At 40.9% G+C, this 19,033-nt stretch carries 15 protein-coding genes; 11 read left to right on the top strand and 4 right to left on the bottom strand.

The features are described 5' to 3' along the window. Positions 1–127: 127 nt before the first annotated feature. The 4 genes from purL (at position 128) to ATS72_RS08010 (ending at position 7,148) form a co-directional block, all read left to right on the top strand. Positions 128–4,018, top strand: coding sequence for a phosphoribosylformylglycinamidine synthase (gene purL / locus ATS72_RS08025; RefSeq protein ID WP_058430212.1), 3,891 nt, complete (start codon positions 128–130; stop codon positions 4,016–4,018). A 133-nt stretch (positions 4,019–4,151) separates the two neighbouring features. Then, positions 4,152–6,608, top strand: coding sequence for a YdbH domain-containing protein (locus tag ATS72_RS08020; RefSeq protein ID WP_058430207.1), 2,457 nt, complete (start codon positions 4,152–4,154; stop codon positions 6,606–6,608). 2 nt (positions 6,609–6,610) lie between these two features. Next, entirely contained in the window at positions 6,611–6,808 is a 198-nt protein-coding gene (locus tag ATS72_RS08015) for a YnbE family lipoprotein (protein ID WP_010556932.1), read from the top strand. A gap of 10 nt (positions 6,809–6,818) precedes the next feature. Continuing rightward, positions 6,819–7,148, top strand: a complete 330-nt coding sequence (locus ATS72_RS08010) for a YdbL family protein (RefSeq protein WP_058430206.1) — start codon at positions 6,819–6,821, stop codon at positions 7,146–7,148. Positions 7,149–7,178: 30 nt separating this feature from the next. Here the strand turns inward: ATS72_RS08010 and ATS72_RS08005 are convergent, their stop codons facing one another. Both ATS72_RS08005 and waaA read right to left on the bottom strand, forming a co-directional pair. Next, positions 7,179–7,727: a DUF1415 domain-containing protein gene (locus tag ATS72_RS08005; RefSeq protein ID WP_058430205.1), complete on the bottom strand. Its 549-nt coding sequence runs from the start codon at positions 7,725–7,727 to the stop codon at positions 7,179–7,181. A 2-nt stretch (positions 7,728–7,729) separates the two neighbouring features. Then, positions 7,730–9,007, bottom strand: a complete 1,278-nt coding sequence (gene waaA, locus ATS72_RS08000; protein ID WP_058430204.1) for a lipid IV(A) 3-deoxy-D-manno-octulosonic acid transferase — start codon at positions 9,005–9,007, stop codon at positions 7,730–7,732. Between the two features lie 182 nt (positions 9,008–9,189). Here waaA and ATS72_RS07995 point away from each other — a divergent pair, with 182 nt between their 5' ends. Together ATS72_RS07995 and hldE are read left to right on the top strand one after the other, a co-directional pair. Further along, on the top strand, positions 9,190–9,780 hold the full coding sequence (locus ATS72_RS07995) for a D-sedoheptulose-7-phosphate isomerase (protein WP_006791589.1): 591 nt from the start codon (positions 9,190–9,192) through the stop codon (positions 9,778–9,780). Next, a complete protein-coding gene (hldE, locus tag ATS72_RS07990) occupies positions 9,780–11,219 on the top strand; it encodes a bifunctional D-glycero-beta-D-manno-heptose-7-phosphate kinase/D-glycero-beta-D-manno-heptose 1-phosphate adenylyltransferase HldE (RefSeq protein ID WP_058430203.1) in 1,440 nt (479 codons plus the stop codon). The genes ATS72_RS07995 and hldE overlap by 1 nt, the downstream gene beginning before the upstream one ends. 84 nt (positions 11,220–11,303) lie before the next feature. On the opposite strand, the gene ATS72_RS07985 is transcribed toward hldE, so the two are convergent. Beyond that, positions 11,304–12,851: a capsule assembly Wzi family protein gene (locus tag ATS72_RS07985; RefSeq protein WP_058430202.1), complete on the bottom strand. Its 1,548-nt coding sequence runs from the start codon at positions 12,849–12,851 to the stop codon at positions 11,304–11,306. A gap of 169 nt (positions 12,852–13,020) precedes the next feature. On the opposite strand from ATS72_RS07985, the gene ATS72_RS07980 reads away from it, so the two are divergent. Together ATS72_RS07980 and ATS72_RS07975 are read left to right on the top strand one after the other, a co-directional pair. Continuing rightward, positions 13,021–14,094, top strand: coding sequence for a hypothetical protein (locus ATS72_RS07980; protein ID WP_058430201.1), 1,074 nt, complete (start codon positions 13,021–13,023; stop codon positions 14,092–14,094). Then, positions 14,091–15,176 (top strand): glycosyltransferase, encoded by a 1,086-nt coding sequence (locus ATS72_RS07975; protein ID WP_058430200.1) that lies wholly within the window; start codon positions 14,091–14,093, stop codon positions 15,174–15,176. The genes ATS72_RS07980 and ATS72_RS07975 overlap by 4 nt, the downstream gene beginning before the upstream one ends. Here ATS72_RS07975 and ATS72_RS07970 read toward each other — a convergent pair. Continuing rightward, on the bottom strand, positions 15,165–15,887 hold the full coding sequence (locus ATS72_RS07970; protein WP_058430199.1) for a 3-deoxy-D-manno-octulosonic acid kinase: 723 nt from the start codon (positions 15,885–15,887) through the stop codon (positions 15,165–15,167). The two genes, ATS72_RS07975 and ATS72_RS07970, sit on opposite strands and share 12 nt — an antisense overlap. A gap of 123 nt (positions 15,888–16,010) precedes the next feature. On the opposite strand from ATS72_RS07970, the gene ATS72_RS07965 reads away from it, so the two are divergent. The 3 genes from ATS72_RS07965 to ATS72_RS07955 all read left to right on the top strand — a co-directional run bounded on the left by ATS72_RS07965 (position 16,011) and on the right by ATS72_RS07955 (position 18,994). Then, complete coding sequence (locus tag ATS72_RS07965) at positions 16,011–17,072, top strand: glycosyltransferase family 9 protein (protein WP_058430198.1); 1,062 nt, start codon at positions 16,011–16,013, stop codon at positions 17,070–17,072. A 2-nt stretch (positions 17,073–17,074) separates the two neighbouring features. Next, positions 17,075–17,629 carry a D-glycero-beta-D-manno-heptose 1,7-bisphosphate 7-phosphatase gene (gmhB, locus tag ATS72_RS07960; RefSeq protein ID WP_058430197.1) on the top strand — a complete coding sequence of 185 codons (555 nt, stop codon included), beginning with the start codon at positions 17,075–17,077 and terminating at the stop codon, positions 17,627–17,629. 168 nt (positions 17,630–17,797) lie between these two features. Next, a complete protein-coding gene (locus ATS72_RS07955) occupies positions 17,798–18,994 on the top strand; it encodes a glycine C-acetyltransferase (protein WP_058430196.1) in 1,197 nt (398 codons plus the stop codon). Positions 18,995–19,033 lie beyond the last annotated feature (39 nt).

Here is a 19,033-nt window from a genome sequence, read left to right as displayed (position 1 = left end):
GGATTATAAATAAAGCTAAAAAGTTAATTTTATGAAAAGCGCAATTTGGAGTTAAATATGATGGCTAATTGGACTATAATGCGTGCCTAAAATATCGTTCAATCCCTAACCCCGGATGAAATTATCTATGTTGATCCTTCGTGGTGCACCAGCACTGTCAGAGTTCAGAGTTAATAAAATTTTAGCGCGTTGCAAACAATCGCAACTTCCAGTCACCAACGTATATGCCGAGTATGCTCATTTTGCCGATTTAACATCGCCTTTGAGTGTTGATGAGCAAACCAAGCTTGAAAAGCTATTAACTTACGGTCCTACTATTGCCGAGCATACCCCAGCTGGCACACTTATTTTAGTTACACCTCGCCCTGGTACCATTTCTCCTTGGGCATCTAAAGCAACCGATATAGCGCATAACTGTGGCCTTAAACAGGTTCACCGTGTAGAGCGTGGTATTGCTTATTATATAGAAGGTGAACTTAGTGCAGAGCAACTTGCACAAGTAACGGCGTTATTACACGACCGTATGACTGAAGCTACACACACTGAGCTTGAAGCGGCAGCACAGTTGTTCCGTAATGATTCTCCTCGTGAAATGTCATCAGTTGATATTTTAGGTGGTGGTCGCGAAGCGTTAGCTGCAGCAAACGTTGAGCAAGGTTTTGCCCTTGCCGATGACGAAATTGACTACTTAGTAGAAAACTTTAAAAAGCTAGGTCGTAACCCTAACGACATAGAATTGTTTATGTTTGCCCAAGCAAACTCAGAGCATTGTCGTCATAAAATATTTAATGCTGATTGGACAATTGACGGTATTGAGCAGCCAAAATCGCTGTTTAAAATGATTAAAAATACCTTTGAGCACAACCCTGAAAATGTATTGTCGGCTTACAAAGATAACGCGGCAGTAATGAAAGGCTCAAAAGCGGGTCGCTTCTTCCCGAATGCGCAAGGTGAATATGCGTATCATCAAGAAGACATAGAAATATTAATGAAAGTAGAAACGCATAACCATCCAACGGCTATTGCACCGTTTTCGGGTGCGGCTACCGGTTCAGGTGGTGAAATTCGTGACGAAGGTGCAACAGGGCGTGGTTCTAAGCCAAAAGCAGGTTTAGTTGGCTTTACGGTTTCTAACTTACGTATTCCGGGTTACGAGCAACCGTGGGAAAGCGACTTTGGTAAGCCTGGCCGTATCGTTAACGCGCTTGATATTATGATGGATGGCCCACTGGGCGGTGCTGCATTTAATAACGAGTTTGGTCGTCCTAACTTATTGGGTTACTTCCGTACGTATGAAGAAAAAGTAACAAGCCACAATGGTGAAGAGGTACGTGGTTACCACAAACCAATTATGCTTGCCGGTGGTTTAGGTAATATTCGTGCTGATCATGTTCAAAAAGGCGAGATTCCAGTAGGCGCAAAACTAATTGCGCTAGGCGGCCCTGCTATGAACATTGGTTTAGGCGGTGGTGCTGCATCAAGTATGGCGTCGGGCCAATCAAACGAAGACTTAGACTTTGCCTCTGTTCAACGTGAAAACCCAGAAATGGAACGTCGTTGCCAAGAAGTCATCGACAAATGTTGGCAGTTAGGCGATGAAAACCCAATTGCATTTATACATGATGTTGGCGCCGGTGGTTTATCAAATGCGTTTCCTGAACTGGTAAACGATGGTGGCCGTGGTGGTAAATTCCAACTACGTGATATCCCTAACGATGAGCCTGGCATGGCACCACATGAAATTTGGTGTAACGAATCGCAAGAGCGTTATGTGCTGGCTGTAGCGGTTGAAGACTTTGATCGTTTTGAATCCATTTGTAAGCGCGAACGCGCACAGTACGCAGTAATTGGTGAAGCCACAGAAGAGCGCCATTTAACCGTGGCAGACAGCCACTTTGATAACAGCCCTGTTGATTTACCGCTTGATGTTTTATTAGGTAAAGCGCCTAAAATGCACCGCAATGTAACATCTCAGCAAGTAACGGGCACTGCCATTGATGCAAACGATATTAACGTAGCTGATGCCGCGCAGCGTTTGTTACGCTTACCTACAATTGCAGAAAAAACATTCTTAATTACTATTGGTGACCGCTCGGTTACCGGTTTAGTAGCACGTGATCAAATGGTTGGCCCTTGGCAAGTACCTGTTGCTAACTGTGCGGTTACTGCGGCAACGTACGACACTTACCACGGTGAAGCTATGTCTCTGGGTGAGCGCACGCCGGCGGCACTATTAAATTATGGAGCTTCGGCGCGTTTAGCGGTGGCAGAGTCGTTAACTAATATTGCTTGTGCAAACATTGGCAGCCTTGAGAACATTAAGCTATCTGCTAACTGGATGGCTGCAGCGGGTCACCCAGGTGAAGACGCAGGCCTTTACGAAGCCGTAAAAGCGGTAGGCGAAGAGCTTTGCCCAGCACTTGGTTTAACTATACCGGTAGGTAAAGATTCTATGTCGATGAAAACGACATGGAAAAACGAAGACGATAGTGCTGAGCAATCAGTAACGTCGCCGTTATCGCTTATTATTACAGCCTTTGGCCGTGTTGACGATGTACGTAAAACAGTAACGCCACAGTTACGCACTGATAAAGGCGACACTTCGCTTGTTTTAGTTGATTTAGGTGCTGGCAAAAACCGCATGGGTGCATCAAGCCTTGCACAGGTTTATAAACAGCTTGGTGATGTTACACCAGATGTAGACAGCCCTGAGCTACTTAAAGGCTTTTACAATGCCATGCAAGCACTTGTCGCTGATAGCAAGTTACTTGCTTATCATGACCGCTCAGACGGTGGTTTATTTACTACTGTAACTGAAATGGCGTTTGCTGGGCACACCGGTGTGACTGTTGATTTAGCTGGTTTAACCGGGACAGACCTAGAAGCACTTTATAACGAAGAGCTTGGCGCGGTAATTCAAGTGGCTAACAGCGATTTAGATGCCGTAAATGCTGTATTTGAGCAACACGGTGTTGCTGCAATTAGCCACGTGATTGGCTCGCTTAATAGCGACGATAGCATTGTATTTAACCGTGGTGAGCAAACAGTACTTAATCATACTCGTACTGAATTACGTACTATTTGGGCCGAAACAACGTACCAAATGCAAGCACGTCGTGATAACCCTGATTGTGCTAAGCAAGAGTTTGATGCCAAGTTTGATGCAAAAGACCCAGGCTTAAACGTGAAACTTAACTTTGACTTAAACGAAGATATAGCTGCACCATTCATTGCAACGGGTGCTAAACCACAAATGGCTATTTTGCGTGAGCAAGGCGTTAACTCGCACCTAGAAATGGCTGCTGCGTTTAACCGCGCTGGTTTTGCCGCTGTTGATGTACACATGAGCGATATCCTCGAAGGGCGTTTAACCCTTGAGCAGTTTAAAGGCTTAGTGGCATGTGGTGGTTTCTCTTATGGTGACGTATTAGGCGCCGGTGAAGGCTGGGCTAAGTCTATATTGTTTAACGATATGGCACGCGATCAGTTCCAAAACTTCTTCCACCGTGAAGACACCTTTAGCTTAGGTGTGTGTAATGGTTGTCAAATGTTATCAACATTGAAAGAGTTAATTCCGGGTACTGAGAATTGGCCACGTTTTGTAACAAATAAGTCAGAGCGTTTTGAAGCACGCTTTAGCTTAGTTGAAATACAAGAAAACCCGTCTGTGTTTTTTAATGGAATGGCTGGTTCGCGTATGCCAATTGCTGTATCTCATGGTGAAGGCCATGCAGAATTTGCAAACGATGCCGTCATTCAAGCTGCACTTGAAAGCGGCACTGTTGCGGTTAAATTTGTAGATAACTATGGTAACCCGACAACGCAATATCCGGCTAACCCAAATGGTTCACCAGAAGGTATTACGGGTATTACCTCTACTGATGGCCGTGCCACTGTAATGATGCCGCACCCAGAGCGTGTATTCCGCGCTGTTGCTAACTCGTGGCACCCTGATGAGTGGCAAGAAGATAGCCCATGGATGCGCATGTTCCGTAATGCACGTAAAAATGTAGGTTAAAAACAACATATACAAGTTAGATTCATAATCTAGCTGTAAAATAAAAAAGGCTGCACTGTGCAGCCTTTTTTGATTGCGTAGATTTAAAATTACGATAGTTTGTAAGGTATGAATAAAAGCTTATAAGGATAGTATGTTAAAGCGCGTTGGTTTAATTATGGGTGCTGTATTGCTAGGTATAGTTTTGCTTGGCTATGTATTTCGTTTGCCACTATTACAACGGGCTGTAGCCCCCCAGCTTGAAAAAGCAGGTGTTACTTTAAGTTGCTTAGATTTTTCGCTTACGAGCAAGTTAAATGTGTATATACAAAAAGCCTGTTTAAGTTACAAAAATCAAGAGCTTGTTGTTGAAGGCGTTACCGCAAATACTCGCCATGTTGAAATTAAACATGCAGCGCTTAATGTAAATCCACTTCCTCAAAGTAATAAAGTAAGCAGCCCTGCAACAATTTTAGATTTAGCCCTGCCCGAAAAAAGACCAACAATTACAGTTGAACAACTAAGTATAAGCAGTGAGTTTTTAAATCAGCCTTTAATTATAAGCATTAACGAGCCTAAGCTTAACCAGTTTGTCGTAAATGGTGATTTAAGTGCCAGTGCTACGCTTTACAATAATAAGGTACAAGGGCAGCTTAAAGTTAGTGATGAATTGCTTAAACAGTTACTTAAAACAGATAACGAGTTATTAAATGGGCTTAGTTTTAATACAGCGCAGGCATTTAGCTTTAACGGAGTAGAGGCAAGCCTTGCTGGTGATCTACAAGCCCAGTATGACTACAAAATACAAAGCTGTGATATAACAAACAGCTCCAAAGGTTTGCTAAGTGCTACCTATAATTTAAATAGCCAAAACCTTGAGCTTGACCTAAGCAAGCTTAAAAACAATGTGAAACTTAGTAATAACTGCCAATCTCTTATTCCTGAAAGTGCCTACAAGTCATTTGCTATAAAGCAGCTTCCACTTAATTGGCAATGGGCTTTAGCTAAACCAATTAATTTTGCACATAACAACCTAACCTTACCGTTAATAACGCTCAAAAGTGCAGCGCAAGCCAAGCAAAATATAGATATGAGGTTTACAGATACGTTTATAAATACTGCTGCACCGTTACAAAGCGCACGCACGCAGCTAAAGACACAGCTACATACGGATGAAATAGACGCTATAACGCTAAGTACGCAGCTTAAAAACGCTCAACTAAGCGGTAATTACGATATTGCGCTTACCTCTTTGCCTGAATTTTTACCGGCTGAGGTTAATAATATTAAAGCTAAAGGGGACTTTGCAGTTACTCAACTTATTGACTTTAAGCCTGAAGGTAGCGCACGTATTGAGTTTAGTGTTGATAGCGCAGCTGCTTATGGCAGCGCTCTTAACGGCTACACAGGTAACCTTGAAGCAAGTATGAATGAAAAGCTCGATGCAAAAGTAACGCTTAAAAGTAAGCTTAAAAGCATGCAGTACAAAGAGTATAAACTCACCGGTATTAACAACACCCTCAGTGCAAGGGCAAACTTAGGTGTGGGAGAGTTATTTGCTCACTTAAATGCAAACACCCAAATAAATACATTGACAAGCCCAAATGTCGATTTAAATACAATAAACGTAACGTCAACCGGGCTGCAAAGTCGCGCGCTTAAAGCGTCTCATCATGTGTTTGTAAATGGTGTTGAGCTGGTGGCTAATCACCATGTTTCAAAGGTAGCGCATCCGTTTGAAGTGATTATACCGCAGCAAAGTGTGCTTTCGTTAAATTCACTCGTTAGCCAATTTGAACCGTTAGCTCAACTCACTCAAGGCGATTTTAATGGGCGTATTAGTGGCGATGTGAATTTACAAAAAGCAAATTTTACTTTAACGGTGACTGATACCAGTGCACTGTATAGCGACTACTTAGCTAATCAATTTAGTATGCAGCTAGGTGGGCAGTACGATTCAGGGCAGCTTAATGTTGCCCCTACTACCTTTAATCTTAATGAATTACGTGCAGGCGCTGTAGTTAATAATATCAACGGTAAAATAAAAGTGGTTAATAACAGCGCGCAAGCATTTGATATAAGAGGTAATGTGTTTGATGGAGTTTTTGAATTAGATAAATACACGCTTTTAAAATCGCAGCAAACAGCCAATGTTACTTTTAAAGATATTGATGCGAGTAAACTCATTACCCTTGATGATAAGTCGGGAATTACCTTAACGGGCCGATTAAAAGGGTGGCTGCCACTTCATTTTAGTGACAGTGGCGTAGAGGTTACAAACGGCAACTTATTAAACCAAGGTGAAGGTAAGCTTATTATTAGCAATAACACAGCGTTTGACTCTGTTATGCAACAGCAGCAAGAATTACAGCCTGTACTGAGCTTACTTAAAAACCTTGATATACAAAAACTTAATAGTACAGTAGCACTTAACAGTGATGGTTGGTTAAATTTAGGTGTTAATTTACAAGGCTTTAATGAGCCACAACAGCAGCAAGTTAATTTTAATTATAATCACGAAGAAAACGTGTTTACGCTACTAAGAGCGCTAAGATTAAGTGACGAAATAACACAAAAAGTTGAGCAGCAATATTCTCAAAAAGGAAACTAATGATGAAAAATTCGTTAAGCATTAAGGCAATCATAGCCCTTGCTGCTATCAGCGCATTGAGCGCATGTACACACAGAGTAGAAGTAGCAGCTAAAGAGCCAATAACTATCAACCTCAATGTAAAGGTTGATCACGAAATTCGTGTAAAGGTAGATAAAGAACTCGATACCCTGTTCAGTGACGACAGCGAATTATTTTAGGAGCTAAATGATGACTATAAAAAATAAATTAAGTATTGCCACTTTAATTGGTGCAGTGTGTATGTCGTTTTCGGCGTGGGCGATTAGTTTAGATGATGCTAAAAGCCAAGGATTAGTGGGTGAGAACAGTTCGGGTTATTTAGGCTTAGTAGTACAAAGTAGCGAAGCTAAAGCTGTTGTTGAAGAAATTAACGCAAAGCGTAAAGCTCAGTATTTAAAACTAGCTAAAAAAAACAATTTATCGCTCGCCCAAGTAGAAGCACTCGCAGCGGCTAAAACAATCGAAAAAACCCAAAGTGGTCATTATGTTGAAGTAAATGGCAGCTGGGTTAAAAAGTAACATTGAATTTGATACTTAAAAGCCGAGCCGTTATGCGCTCGGTTTTTTTATGCCTTCTAAAAGCTGCTGCCAAAAGTCGATGCCTTTTCGTCTTGCAAGTTTAATGTTGTGCTCAGGAATAGATTCTGGCTCATCGTAGCTTTCAAGCGCTTCGCTCATACTTAATTCGCGAATTAAATGCAATGTAGGGTAGGGAGCTCGGTTTGTGTAATTTGCGGCATCATCTTCATCGCTGTCGGCAAACACGTAATCGGGATGAAAATTAGCAATTTGATATTTACCTTCAAAGCCTTGTGCAACCAGTAGCGCATTGGCTAAATCAACTAAATCTAAAAAGTCTTCAAAATCGCTAAAGCCGTTATCAAACAGTATTAATGTGGTTTCGCGCTCTGGATTTTGATCAAGCTGCACACACTGCTCTAGCATGTCCATTACAGCGTCATCAATTTTTACTGCTGGGCTAAGTACATAATGAATGCAGTTGTTCTCAACTTCTTTGCGGGCAAATGGGCAAAAGTTATATTTTACAATAACAGACGATACCCACTCACGGGTTTGAGTAATAGCTAAATTGGTCATGCTTATGGCTCTAAATACTGATTAATTATGGTTAATGTTTTTTTAATGGCGCCTTGGTTTTTTAATACGCACTGCTGCGCTTTATTCCCTAAAGTTTGGCAAGCTTTAGTGTTTTGGCTTAAGTTAATTAATTGTGTAGCAAGTTCATCGGTGTTTTCAACAGCCACAGCGCCTTTTAATTTTATAAGCTCAGGGTAGATATGATCAAAATTATACGTATATGGGCCAGTTATTACGCCAACTGAAAAAGCTGCAGCTTCAAGTGGGTTATGCCCGCCGCGGCGAATTAAACTGCCGCCTACATAACTGACATTACCAGCCCCATATAAACATTGCAGCTCGCCAAGTGTATCAGCTAATAGTACGTGCTCGTTTTGATAGTTATTGTTGCTACGACGACTAAAGCTAAGCGGGCTTTGAGCTAACGTGTCGGCTACTTTATTAAACTGCTCAGGGTGTCGAGGGGCAATAACTAAAAGCGAATTAGAGTGTTTTTTTAATAGTTGCTGGTGGGCATTTAATATCATTTCGTGCTCAAGTGGGTGAGTAGAACCTGCCACCCATACAAACCGCTCTTGGGTTTTATATTGTGCTTTAAGAACTTCAACTGAGGCTAGCTGCTCATTGCTTGGGCTTATATCAAACTTAATTGAGCCTGTAACATGGCTTTTTGAGGAGGTTAAACCTAGCTCAATAAACCGCTCGGCATCTTTTTTATTGTGACTTGCAAGTACCGTGATTGAACGCATAATTATTTGCGTTAACTTGGCAACCTTTTGATACCCTTGTTGCGATTTTTCGCTCAAGCGAGCATTAAGTACCAGTACCGGAGTATTCTTTTTATGGCTTATTGCCATTAAGTTTGGCCAAAGCTCGGTTTCTAATATGCATAGCGCTTGTGGGTTTATACGTTTTAAAAATCGGGCGGTCGAAAACGGGAAGTCCATAGGTAAATAACTACACGCCACGGTATTTTTAAACTGATTAATTATTTGCTCGCGACCTGTAGGGGTATTGCAGGTAATAAGTATATTAAGCTGTGGGTGTTGTTTTTGCAGCGCTTTAATAAGTGGTGCAGCTGCAAGTACTTCACCTACAGAGGCGCAGTGTACAACTAACGGTTTGCCTTTACTTGTAAATAAGCTTTTGCTCACAAAGCCAAAACGCTCTTTAAAGTGTGCGCGGTAGCCTTTGTTTTTTCTACCTCTTAATACATATAAGTAAAATACAATCAGCGGGCTAATTAAAATTAAAGCGAATGAGTAAAAAATGCGTGCCATACTGAACTTTTATTGAGGTAAGTGCCCTTAGTTTAACGCGAAAGTGATAATTTCTGAACATGTGAAGCACTAAATTATGTTCCAGTTCAGCTATATTCCTATAAAATACACACAACTAAATAAAACTGTGGAATAATGGATTTAATTTTTTCCTGCCATTTCAGTTCCTAGAGGAATTTTTCATGTCAATTATCGATTCTGTGGCAACAAGCTACGTTGAAAGTTTAAACCGTCATCAAGCCTTATTTGAAACGATGGAGGCTTATCATCAAGAGTCTATGCAGTTATTAGAAGTATGCCATAGTGCATTACAAGCTGGTGGTAAGGTTATTTGGTTTGGTAATGGCGGAAGTGCGGCTGATGCTCAGCATTTGGCGGCCGAATTTGTAGTACGTTATAAATTAGAGCGTGGACCGCTTGCGTCTATGGCACTCACAACCGATACGTCAATTCTTACTGCGCACAGTAACGACTACCATTTTGATACCGTGTTTGAACGCCAAGTTCAGGCACTGTGTAAACCAGAAGATTTAGTGATTGGTTTAACAACCTCAGGTACCAGTGCAAATATCAATTTAGCACTTGAAGCGGCTAATAAAATTGGCGCATTTACAGTTGCATTAACAGGCCGTGATGGCGGAAAAGTAAAAGACATTGCCAAGCTGCCAATTATTATCAAAAACGATGAAACAGCACGTATTCAAGAAGCGCATATGTTTATTGGCCACTGGTTATGTGAAGCCATAGATATGGTTGTTGCGGAGCAGCAGTAATGGATTTATCGCTATTAAAAAACTTATCTAAAGCGCGTATTTTAGTGGTGGGCGATGTAATGCTTGATCGCTACTGGTACGGTGACACTGGGCGCATTTCGCCTGAAGCGCCAGTACCTGTTGTTAAGGTAAGTAAGTTTGAAGACAAAGCTGGTGGCGCTGCCAATGTTGCTAAAAACATTGCTAGGCTTGATGCCAAAGTAGGGCTACTTGGCTTAATTGGGGAAGATGAAAGCGGGCAAATTTTAGAAACAATTTTAAAAGGTGAAAAAATAAGTTCACAACTTGTGAGTGTATGTGATTTACCGACTATTTCTAAAATGCGTGTTATTAGCCGCCATCAACAACTTGTACGCCTTGATTTAGAAGAAACCTTTAGCGAGCAGCATAGCCAACTGTTATTAAATCGCTTAGAGCTTGTGCTAGATGAATACGACTTTGTGGTGTTTTCTGATTACAGTAAAGGCTCGCTCAGTTTAATTAAAGAGATGGTGAGTATTGCCAAAGCGGCGGGTAAAACCGTGCTTATAGACCCTAAATCGCCAGACTTACAATTGTACGAGGGCGCAGATTACATTACGCCTAACTTGCATGAGTTTAATTTAGCGGGTGGTAAAACAGGCTCTGAGGACATATTAGCGCAAAGTGCCCGTGAGCTTATTAGTAAAAATGGTATTAAAGCCATGCTACTTACACGCTCAGAGCAAGGTATGTCGTTAATTAATGCCGATGAAAAACACGACTTTGCAGCTCAGCAGCTAGAAGTAAGCGATGTAACTGGCGCAGGTGATACCGTTATTGCAACTTTAGCTGTAATGCTTGGTGCAGGTATGGAGCCTAAAGATGCGGTAGAAATTGCTAATTTAGCTGCGGGCATTGTAGTAAGTAAATTGGGGGCGGCAACGGTTTCACCTGAAGAGCTTAGCCAAAAGCTTGGCCAATACTTACACACTAATGGCGAGCACTACCAAACTCCATTTGACGATGTACTGCAACATATTGATTTTGCTAAGCAAAATGGCGAAACGATAGTGTTTACCAATGGTTGTTTTGATATTTTACATGCAGGGCATGTCCGCTACTTAGCACAAGCTAAAGCGCGCGGAGATAGACTCGTTGTTGGGCTAAATAATGATGATTCAATCACTCGCTTAAAAGGCCCCGAGCGCCCGATAAACCCGCTTGATGAGCGCGCAATGGTATTAAGTGCACTTGCCTCTGTAGATTGGGTTATTCCGTTTGGCAGCGCTGAGGAAAACGATACACCCGCTAAATTAATCGAGCAAATAAGCCCTGATATTTTAGTGAAAGGTGGCGATTATACCGTAGAGCAAATAGCCGGTGCCGATCATGTACTGCGCCATGGCGGCAAAGTAGAAGTGCTGACATTTTTAGATGGCTGTTCAACGTCAAAAGTGATTAGCAAAATAAAGCAATAAGTATATTTTGCGAATAAAAAAGGGATGAAAGTGTTGCTTTCATCCCTTTTTTAAAGCCTAAATATAGTGTATTCAAAATACTGGCTAAAAGTTATATTCGTATTTAGCAAAGGCAGATGTGTCATTTTCTGCATCGTCATTTTGAGATGCAAAAGCACCTAATGTCAAACGCCCACCCATAGTGATTTTTCTATAGCGAAGCTCAAGCTGTTTAGAACTGTAGCCCGTCTTGGTTATTGAATTACCAATGTCAGGATTATTAGGGTAACGGTCGCGATTATCGCTGTTGTAATCCACGCTGCGTAGCTTTACTTGCCAATCATCGCCGTTTGAAAGTTGTCCAAGTATTGTTAATACCACTGATTGCGCATCATTATCAAACGTTGAGCCTATGGTGCGGCCATGGTAACGGTAACCTGATTTATAATCTGAGTGTTCGTAATAACAGTTTTCATTGGTTGATTCTGCTGCGCACGAAACACCCGTATCTATGTATTCTACATTCACTAATACATTTTGATCGTAAATACGTTGGGTCGTTTGCACACCAAATAAGTAAGCTCGGTCAGCAGGTTTAAATTGTGAGCTGGCATCCTCACCTATGGTGCTGGCATAAATGGCGTATGGGTGGCTAAACAATGTGTCAGACCAACGAATATCGAGGCCTGCAAGTTGATTTCCAATTTTAGACTCTAGCTGACTGTCGCAATTTTCATTACCATTGATACAAGTGGTTTGCCCTGTAATGACATCAATAAAATCACCAGCAGAACTTGGCTGACCTTCACCTGCCCACTGCGCCGACCAACTTACTGCAATTTCTAATTGTTGCAGTGGACGTATATTTAAGCGGCTACTCCACAGTAATGCATCAGGAATCACTCTGGTTGATTCAAGCTTTGCCATTTGTGCTGTAAAACTCCATTGGCCTATCCAGCTTAACCAAGGTGTTTCAAAGGCGGTGCTTTGTTCACGCGTAATACTTAAAGCGGGAAGCGGCTTTGCATTGCCAGACATTATAAGGCTATTGTCGATACCAGGTCCCCAAAACTGCTCAACAGCACCGCCTCTAAATATCCAATTACCTAGTCTATAGGCTACGTAACTATCATCAAGTGAGGTATCGTCACAATCAGTTAATGCTTGCTCATCTTTTACAATGTCATCGCTAGTTTTTCCGCTAATGAAGCATTTCTTACCGTCTTTTCTGGAGCTTAGTGCAACTTTGGCGGCAAAATTATCACCTAGGTAGGCATACGCTGCTGAAAGCGCTGATTTTTGAGTGTTGGTCGCGCCAAAGCTCGTTGTACGTATTGGATCTGTGGCTGCATAGGCTGATAATTGCACACTATGTGAACTTGCGTTTTCAGATTTATAACGATGCTTTACTCGCAGTAATGCGTCTTGCAAGCTTGGAGATAATTGCTCGATGGGCATACTGTTAACATCATTAATAAAGCTCTTCCACATTAATGGGTATGTTGTTACCGGCGCTAAAATAATACCGGCGTCGGCTAGCTGTTGTATGTCAGCTTTTAGTCCATAGTCATCTGGTTTAACCCATGGTTCAGCATTAACAGATAAACTGATAGCACTAAATAATGTTGAAAGAATAAAAATTCTGTGTCGCAAAGTTCAGGTCCTTGTGATTAAGATTGCTAGCAAGTTTACCAATCTAAGTATGTTATTGCAGTAAATATTCAAATTTATAGGGTCAATTAAATGTATAAAAATGTAACGTATCTATCGTAACAAAGGCCTGATTGATATACTAAAGATCAAATAGGAAATTGAGAATGCAATGAGCAACAAACGACTTTTATTTATTCCAGTATCGTCACCAGAAGGAATTGGTGAATATATGCGCTCGTTGTTGTTGGCTAATGGGTTGCTCGCTGAGTTTGCTGGGATGCTTGATATTCATTTTATTTTAAACAAGCACACAACTTACGCCGATGTTTGCCCCTTTGATACCACTTTACTTGAGAGCTCAGCAACCAAAGAAGTTGCATTAGTGTGTGACTTTATCACTGCATACAAACCAGACGTTGTTGTTTTTGATTGTGCTGGGCGCGCAGCACATATGAAAGCGGCAAAAGAGGTGGGTGCTAAAGTTGTTTTTATTTCTCAACATGAAAAAAAGCGCGCAAAAGGGTTAAAGCTCAATCGTGCAAATTTAATTGATGCACATTGGGTTGTACAGCCAGACTATTGTATTGCGCCATTAAGTTGGGTAGAAAATACAAAGCTAGATATGTTTCCCCTTGCTCATCCACGTAATGTTGGGCCTTTTGTTGCACACGCTTCAGAGGAGCAAAAAAAGCAAGTGTTGAACAAATATGGCCTTGAAGAAAATAATTACTTATTAGTAAATGCAGGTTCTGGTGGGCATACATTTAATAATTTAAATTGTGCAGATACCTATTTCGATACCGCGCTCAAAGCGGGTAAAAAAACGGGTTTAAAAACAGTGGTCGTGTTTGGTTCTAATTATACAAAAATATTACCAAAAACAAGCGAGATTATTTGTTTAACAAGTTTAGAGGGAACTGATTTTTTAGCATTATTGAGTCAAGCAAAGTTAGCTTTATTGAGTGCTGGTGATACTTTGTTACAGGCTATTGCATTGCAAACTCCTGTTATAGCTTGTGCTATTTCAAAAGACCAACATACCCGCCTAGAAAATTGTGTTAATGCAGGCGTAGCCATCAAAGCAAGCCTTAATCCTGACGATATAGTGTCTAAAATTGAATACGCAATAGATGATAGGCACTATAAGCCTCTCTTGGCTAAATATCGTAAATTAGAAAGCCCTCAAAGCTATAGCGTAATTACGAGTGCGGTAAAAAATATGCTTGCAGGAAGCCGTGCATGAACATTGTGATTGTTATTGACTCCCTTGTTGGCGGTGGTGCAGAAAAAGTAATGCTTACTTTAGCTGAGCAACTTGTTGAACTTGAGCATCACGTTACTTTATTGTCAATTGCAAGCTCCATTGAATATGACACCCCTGAATGCATTAATGTCGATAGTTTATTTCCTGATAGGGCTTCAAAAGTCGATCGCTTTTGGAACATAAATAAAAGCGTTGCGAAGTTAGAAGCCTGGTTTAACAATAAACAAAGAGATATAGGTACTATAGATTTAGTACTTTCAAACCTTGATAGAAGTAATAATTTACTCGTTAAAAGCACGGTTAAAAATGTGCATTTTGTTGTGCATAACTCAGTAAATTCAGAGCTTGCTAGGCAAAAAAAGTTAGGTCCGTTCGCTTATCGTTATCTTAAAAAATCAAAGCAAAACTTAAATGGTAAGTCACTTGTTTGTGTATCTAAAGGTGTAGAGCAAGAAATCACTCAAGGCAATTTAATTACGCCAAGTGCAATAACCACTATTTATAACCCCTTTAATTTAGCCGAAATAAAACGCCAATCTGATGACGTTAATATAGCTATTCCGCAGTCGCCTTATTTGATTCATGTAGGGCGCTTAGCTAAGCAAAAACGCCACGATATTTTATTTTCGGCATTTGCCAAGCTTGATAAAAAATACAAATTGGTTCTTTTATGTAACAAGCCTAGTAAAGCATTTAAGCTTGCAAAAGAGTATGGCATTGAAGAGCAGCTGATTGTCCCTGGGTTTGAACAAAATCCGTATAATTGGATTAAGCAGGCTGAAGCATTGGTGTTGAGTTCTGACTTTGAAGGGTTGCCAACAGTATTAATTGAAGCATTAGCTGTTGGCACGCCGGTAGTAAGTACTAATTGTACGTTTGGGCCTAGCGAAATATTAACAGGCGAGCTGGCTAATTACTTAGTACCTATAGGAAATAGCGAAGAGCTATCGGCTAAAATAAAACACGTTTTAGCAAATAAGCCGAGTGTGGAAAGCGCCGATATTTTGCAAAAAGTGGATGCTAAGCTAGTAGCTCAGCAGTATTTGGCTCTACGCAGATAGTTTTTGGCTATAAAGGGCATTTAACGTTGCCCAATCATTGCTTTGCCAATTAAAGACGCTATTACGGCCTTGCTCTTTTGAGAATGAACGCTTTAAGCGCGCCATATTATTTTGTTGCCATTGCGGGTTAGGTACTTTTAACTCCCCGCGATCAAAGTCGATAATATATACGTCGCCGTCTTCATTAAATAAAATATTATTTATATTTAAATCGGCGTGATACACCCCTTTGTTATGAAATAGCGCAATAGTGTTAGCTATGCTTTCAAGCTCACTACTATTTAAAGGGCGCTCAATTAGAACGTCGAGCAGGCTTTTAGCGCCGCTAACCGCTTGTGTAATTATATCGCCGCGGTAAATCAAACCACTAGTGCTTACTCTGGCTGCAATTGGCTTGGGTACATTTAGACCAAGCTCAATAAGCTTTACCATTAAGCTAAATTCTTTATACACGCGGGTGTTTTTAAGGCCAGGGTAGAGGTATTGATCGCTTAATACCTTACCAACTAAACCGCCACGCCAATAATGCCTAAGTACAGCAGTTAAATCATCGTGTTTAAAAAACCATGCTGTAGCGCGGCCTTTTTTAGCGCCCACTATTTTATTTTGCTTTTGCCAATAAGTTGCATCAAACCAGTTTATATCAACAAGGTTAAAATAATCTGGGTGGCTTAAAATAGTGTGCTTGCCGTGCGTTAGTGTTTTAAACATAGCTCGTTAAAATAATTCAATAATAGGTATATATTAACGTGTTTTATGGCGCAGGATAAGTGCTTGCATTAACGCGAGTATAATTTAAGATCCCAGCATATTATTTAAAGCCTAACGGAATGCGTGACTCAAGTGCCTAACTACTCCTCTATTTGTATTTTAAGACTCTCTGCTATTGGTGATGTATGTCATGCTGTTAGTGCTGTTCAAGCAATTCAAAAAGCGCACCCTAATTCAAAAATAACCTGGGTAATGGGTAAAATAGAGGCTATGTTACTTGCTGATTTACCGGGCGTAGAGCTGGTAATATTTGATAAAAAAGAAGGTAAGGCTGCGCTTAAAAAATTAAAAAACACCTTTAGTGGTAAGCAGTTTGACGTGCTTCTTAATATGCAGGTGGCATTAAGAGCAGGCTTTGTAGCACGCTGTATACCTGCAAAAGTAAAAATAGGCTTTGATTGGGCACGCTCAAAAGAACTACACAGTTTGTTTATAAATAAACGTATAGCCCCACAAAAAGAAGCGCATGTGCTAGAGGGGTTCAAAGGGTTTGCGGGTGCAATTGGTGTAGATGATTACACGCCTACATGGCAAATGCCTTACAACGCACAAGATCAAAACAAAGCAGATGAGTTACTAGGGCAAGAGTATTTAGCCAACAAGCTATTTGTAATTTCGCCAGCGGCTAGTAAAGCTCAGCGAAACTGGTTGCCTGAACGTTATGCCGTACTTGCTGACTACGCGCACGAGCAAGGTTTTAATGTTGCTTTAACCGGCGGACCTACTGAGCTTGAAGTAAATTTAGCGAATAACATTATAAAACATAGCAATAGCCCAATTTTAAATTTAGTTGGTAAAACAAAGCTTAAAGAGCTGCTATGTGTTTTAAAAAGAGCTGATTTAGTTCTTGCCCCCGATACTGGCCCTGCTCATATGGCAGTAACCGTTGGCACACCAGTTGTTGGTTTATATGCTCACTCGAACCCTGCACGCACTGGCCCTTATTTATATCAAGATTATGTGGTAGAGGTTTATCATCAAAATTTACTTGAGCAAACCGGTAAAACTGCGCAGCAAGTCCCCTGGGGTACCCGAGTAAAAGGGGATGATTTAATGAGCCAAATAACGACAGATAGCGTAAAAACAATGTTTGACCATGTTGTGAACAAAGAGGGGCTTGAGTGAGTATGAAACTACATAAAGCGCTTTTTTTAGACCGTGACGGCGTGGTAAATGTAGACCACGGCTATGTATATCAAAATGAAAATTTTGAATTTATTAAAGGCATTTTTAGTACCTGTAAAACATTTTTCGACGCGGGCTATAAAATTATAGTAGTCACAAACCAATCAGGCATTGGGCGAGGTTATTATACTGAGGCTGAATTTAAAGTGCTTACTCAGTGGATGAAAACGCAATTTAGTCACCACGACATTAAAATTGCCGATGTTTATTTTTGCCCGCATCACCCTAAAAAAGCGTTGCCCGAATATTTAAAGCAATGTGATTGTAGAAAGCCAGCCCCAGGCATGTTGCTGCAGGGCATAAAGGAGCATAATATTGATCCTGAGCAGAGTATTATGGTTGGTGATAAGCTCAGTGACATGCAAGCTGCTCAAAAAGCCGGTATTGCAACCCGAGTATTAGTGCGCTCGGGGCAAAGCTTTGACGAAAGCGCAAAGCAACATGCTGATTTAGTGATTGATTCAATAGATGATTTAACTAAACGTTTACCGTTATGAAAACACGCTTTATTTAAGCGTGTAAACTGGCACATATTCCTTACATTGAGCGCGTTTGCGACGAACTGCAAACCGTGCATTTTTCTCGTTAAACTTTTACAATACACACCATCATAAACAGTGGCATAAACGTTGTTGTTTACCCGTTCAATTAAATGGAGACTACAGATGAGAGCATCTGCTTTTTTTAGCCAATTACAAGAGCAAATTGAAGACGTTAAAGCCCAAGGCCTTTATAAAAGCGAGCGTATAATTACCTCGCAGCAACAAGCTCAAATTGAAGTAGCATCTGGCGATAAAGTTATTAACTTTTGTGCTAACAACTACCTTGGTCTAGCAAATAGCCCTGAGTTAATTAAAGCAGCGCAAGGCGGTTTAGACGACCACGGTTTCGGTGTGGCCTCTGTGCGTTTCATCTGTGGTACGCAAGACATTCACAAAACACTTGAGCAAAAAATTAGTGCATTTTTAGAAACCGAAGACACCATTTTATACTCTTCTTGTTTTGATGCTAATACAGGCTTGTTTGAAACTATTTTAGGTGCTGAAGATGCAATTATTTCTGATTCACTTAACCATGCTTCGATTATCGATGGCGTTCGTTTATGTAAAGCTAAGCGTTTTCGCTATGCAAATAACGACATGGCTGACCTAGAAAAGCAATTAATTGCCGCAGACGAAGCTGGCACTAAAACAAAGTTAATTGCCACTGACGGCGTGTTTTCTATGGACGGGGTAATTTGTAATTTAGAAGCCGTGTGCGATTTAGCAGATAAGTACGATGCGCTTGTTATGGTTGATGACTCTCACGCTGTAGGTTTTGTTGGCGAAAACGGTAAGGGTACACCTGAATACTGTAACGTACTTGACCGTGTAGATATAATTACTGGTACATTGGGTAAAGCGCTGGGCGGCGCATCAGGTGGTTACACTTCAGGTAAAAAAGAAATTGTTGAGTGGTTACGTCAGCGTTCTCGCCCATACTTATTCTCAAATTCATTAGCGCCTTCAATTGTAACTGCATCAATTAAAGTACTAGAGATGCTTGAAAATGGTGGCGAACTTCGCGCTAAGCTTTGGTCAAATGCGAAGTACTTCCGTGAGCAAATGGAAGCAGCAGGCTTTACCTGTGCAGGTAAAGATCATGCCATCATTCCTGTAATGCTAGGTGACGCTAAAGTAGCCTCACTTATGGCTGATAAATTACTTGCAGAAGGTATTTATGTGACTGGTTTTTCATTCCCTGTTGTACCAAAAGGCCAAGCACGTATTCGTACGCAAATATCAGCAGCGCACAGTATAGAGCAGCTAGATACAGCTATTGCAGCCTTTACCCGCATTGGCAAAGAAATGGGCGTTATTTAATTTTTTAAAACTAAGAAATGACTTGGTTTTTGTGAGCGT

This window comes from Pseudoalteromonas sp. 13-15, from assembly GCF_001468205.2.
In the GTDB taxonomy this organism is placed as follows: Bacteria; Pseudomonadota; Gammaproteobacteria; order Enterobacterales; family Alteromonadaceae; genus Pseudoalteromonas; species Pseudoalteromonas marina.
Note: the sequence above shows the minus strand (reverse complement) of the source record. Positions and strands in the feature narration are given on the sequence as shown.

Bases quoted from the DNA above. Each gene is read 5' to 3' on its own strand.
- purL (WP_058430212.1), top strand. From the start codon at position 128: ATGTTGATCCTTCGTGGTGCACCAGCACTGTCAGAGTTCAGAGTTAAT.
- ATS72_RS08020 (WP_058430207.1), top strand. From the start codon at position 4,152: ATGTTAAAGCGCGTTGGTTTAATTATGGGTGCTGTATTGCTAGGTATA.
- ATS72_RS08015 (WP_010556932.1), top strand. From the start codon at position 6,611: ATGAAAAATTCGTTAAGCATTAAGGCAATCATAGCCCTTGCTGCTATC.
- ATS72_RS08010 (WP_058430206.1), top strand. From the start codon at position 6,819: ATGACTATAAAAAATAAATTAAGTATTGCCACTTTAATTGGTGCAGTG.
- ATS72_RS08005 (WP_058430205.1), bottom strand. From the start codon at position 7,727: ATGACCAATTTAGCTATTACTCAAACCCGTGAGTGGGTATCGTCTGTT.
- waaA (WP_058430204.1), bottom strand. From the start codon at position 9,007: ATGGCACGCATTTTTTACTCATTCGCTTTAATTTTAATTAGCCCGCTG.
- ATS72_RS07995 (WP_006791589.1), top strand. From the start codon at position 9,190: ATGTCAATTATCGATTCTGTGGCAACAAGCTACGTTGAAAGTTTAAAC.
- hldE (WP_058430203.1), top strand. From the start codon at position 9,780: ATGGATTTATCGCTATTAAAAAACTTATCTAAAGCGCGTATTTTAGTG.
- ATS72_RS07980 (WP_058430201.1), top strand. From the start codon at position 13,021: ATGAGCAACAAACGACTTTTATTTATTCCAGTATCGTCACCAGAAGGA.
- ATS72_RS07975 (WP_058430200.1), top strand. From the start codon at position 14,091: ATGAACATTGTGATTGTTATTGACTCCCTTGTTGGCGGTGGTGCAGAA.
- ATS72_RS07970 (WP_058430199.1), bottom strand. From the start codon at position 15,887: ATGTTTAAAACACTAACGCACGGCAAGCACACTATTTTAAGCCACCCA.
- gmhB (WP_058430197.1), top strand. From the start codon at position 17,075: ATGAAACTACATAAAGCGCTTTTTTTAGACCGTGACGGCGTGGTAAAT.
- ATS72_RS07955 (WP_058430196.1), top strand. From the start codon at position 17,798: ATGAGAGCATCTGCTTTTTTTAGCCAATTACAAGAGCAAATTGAAGAC.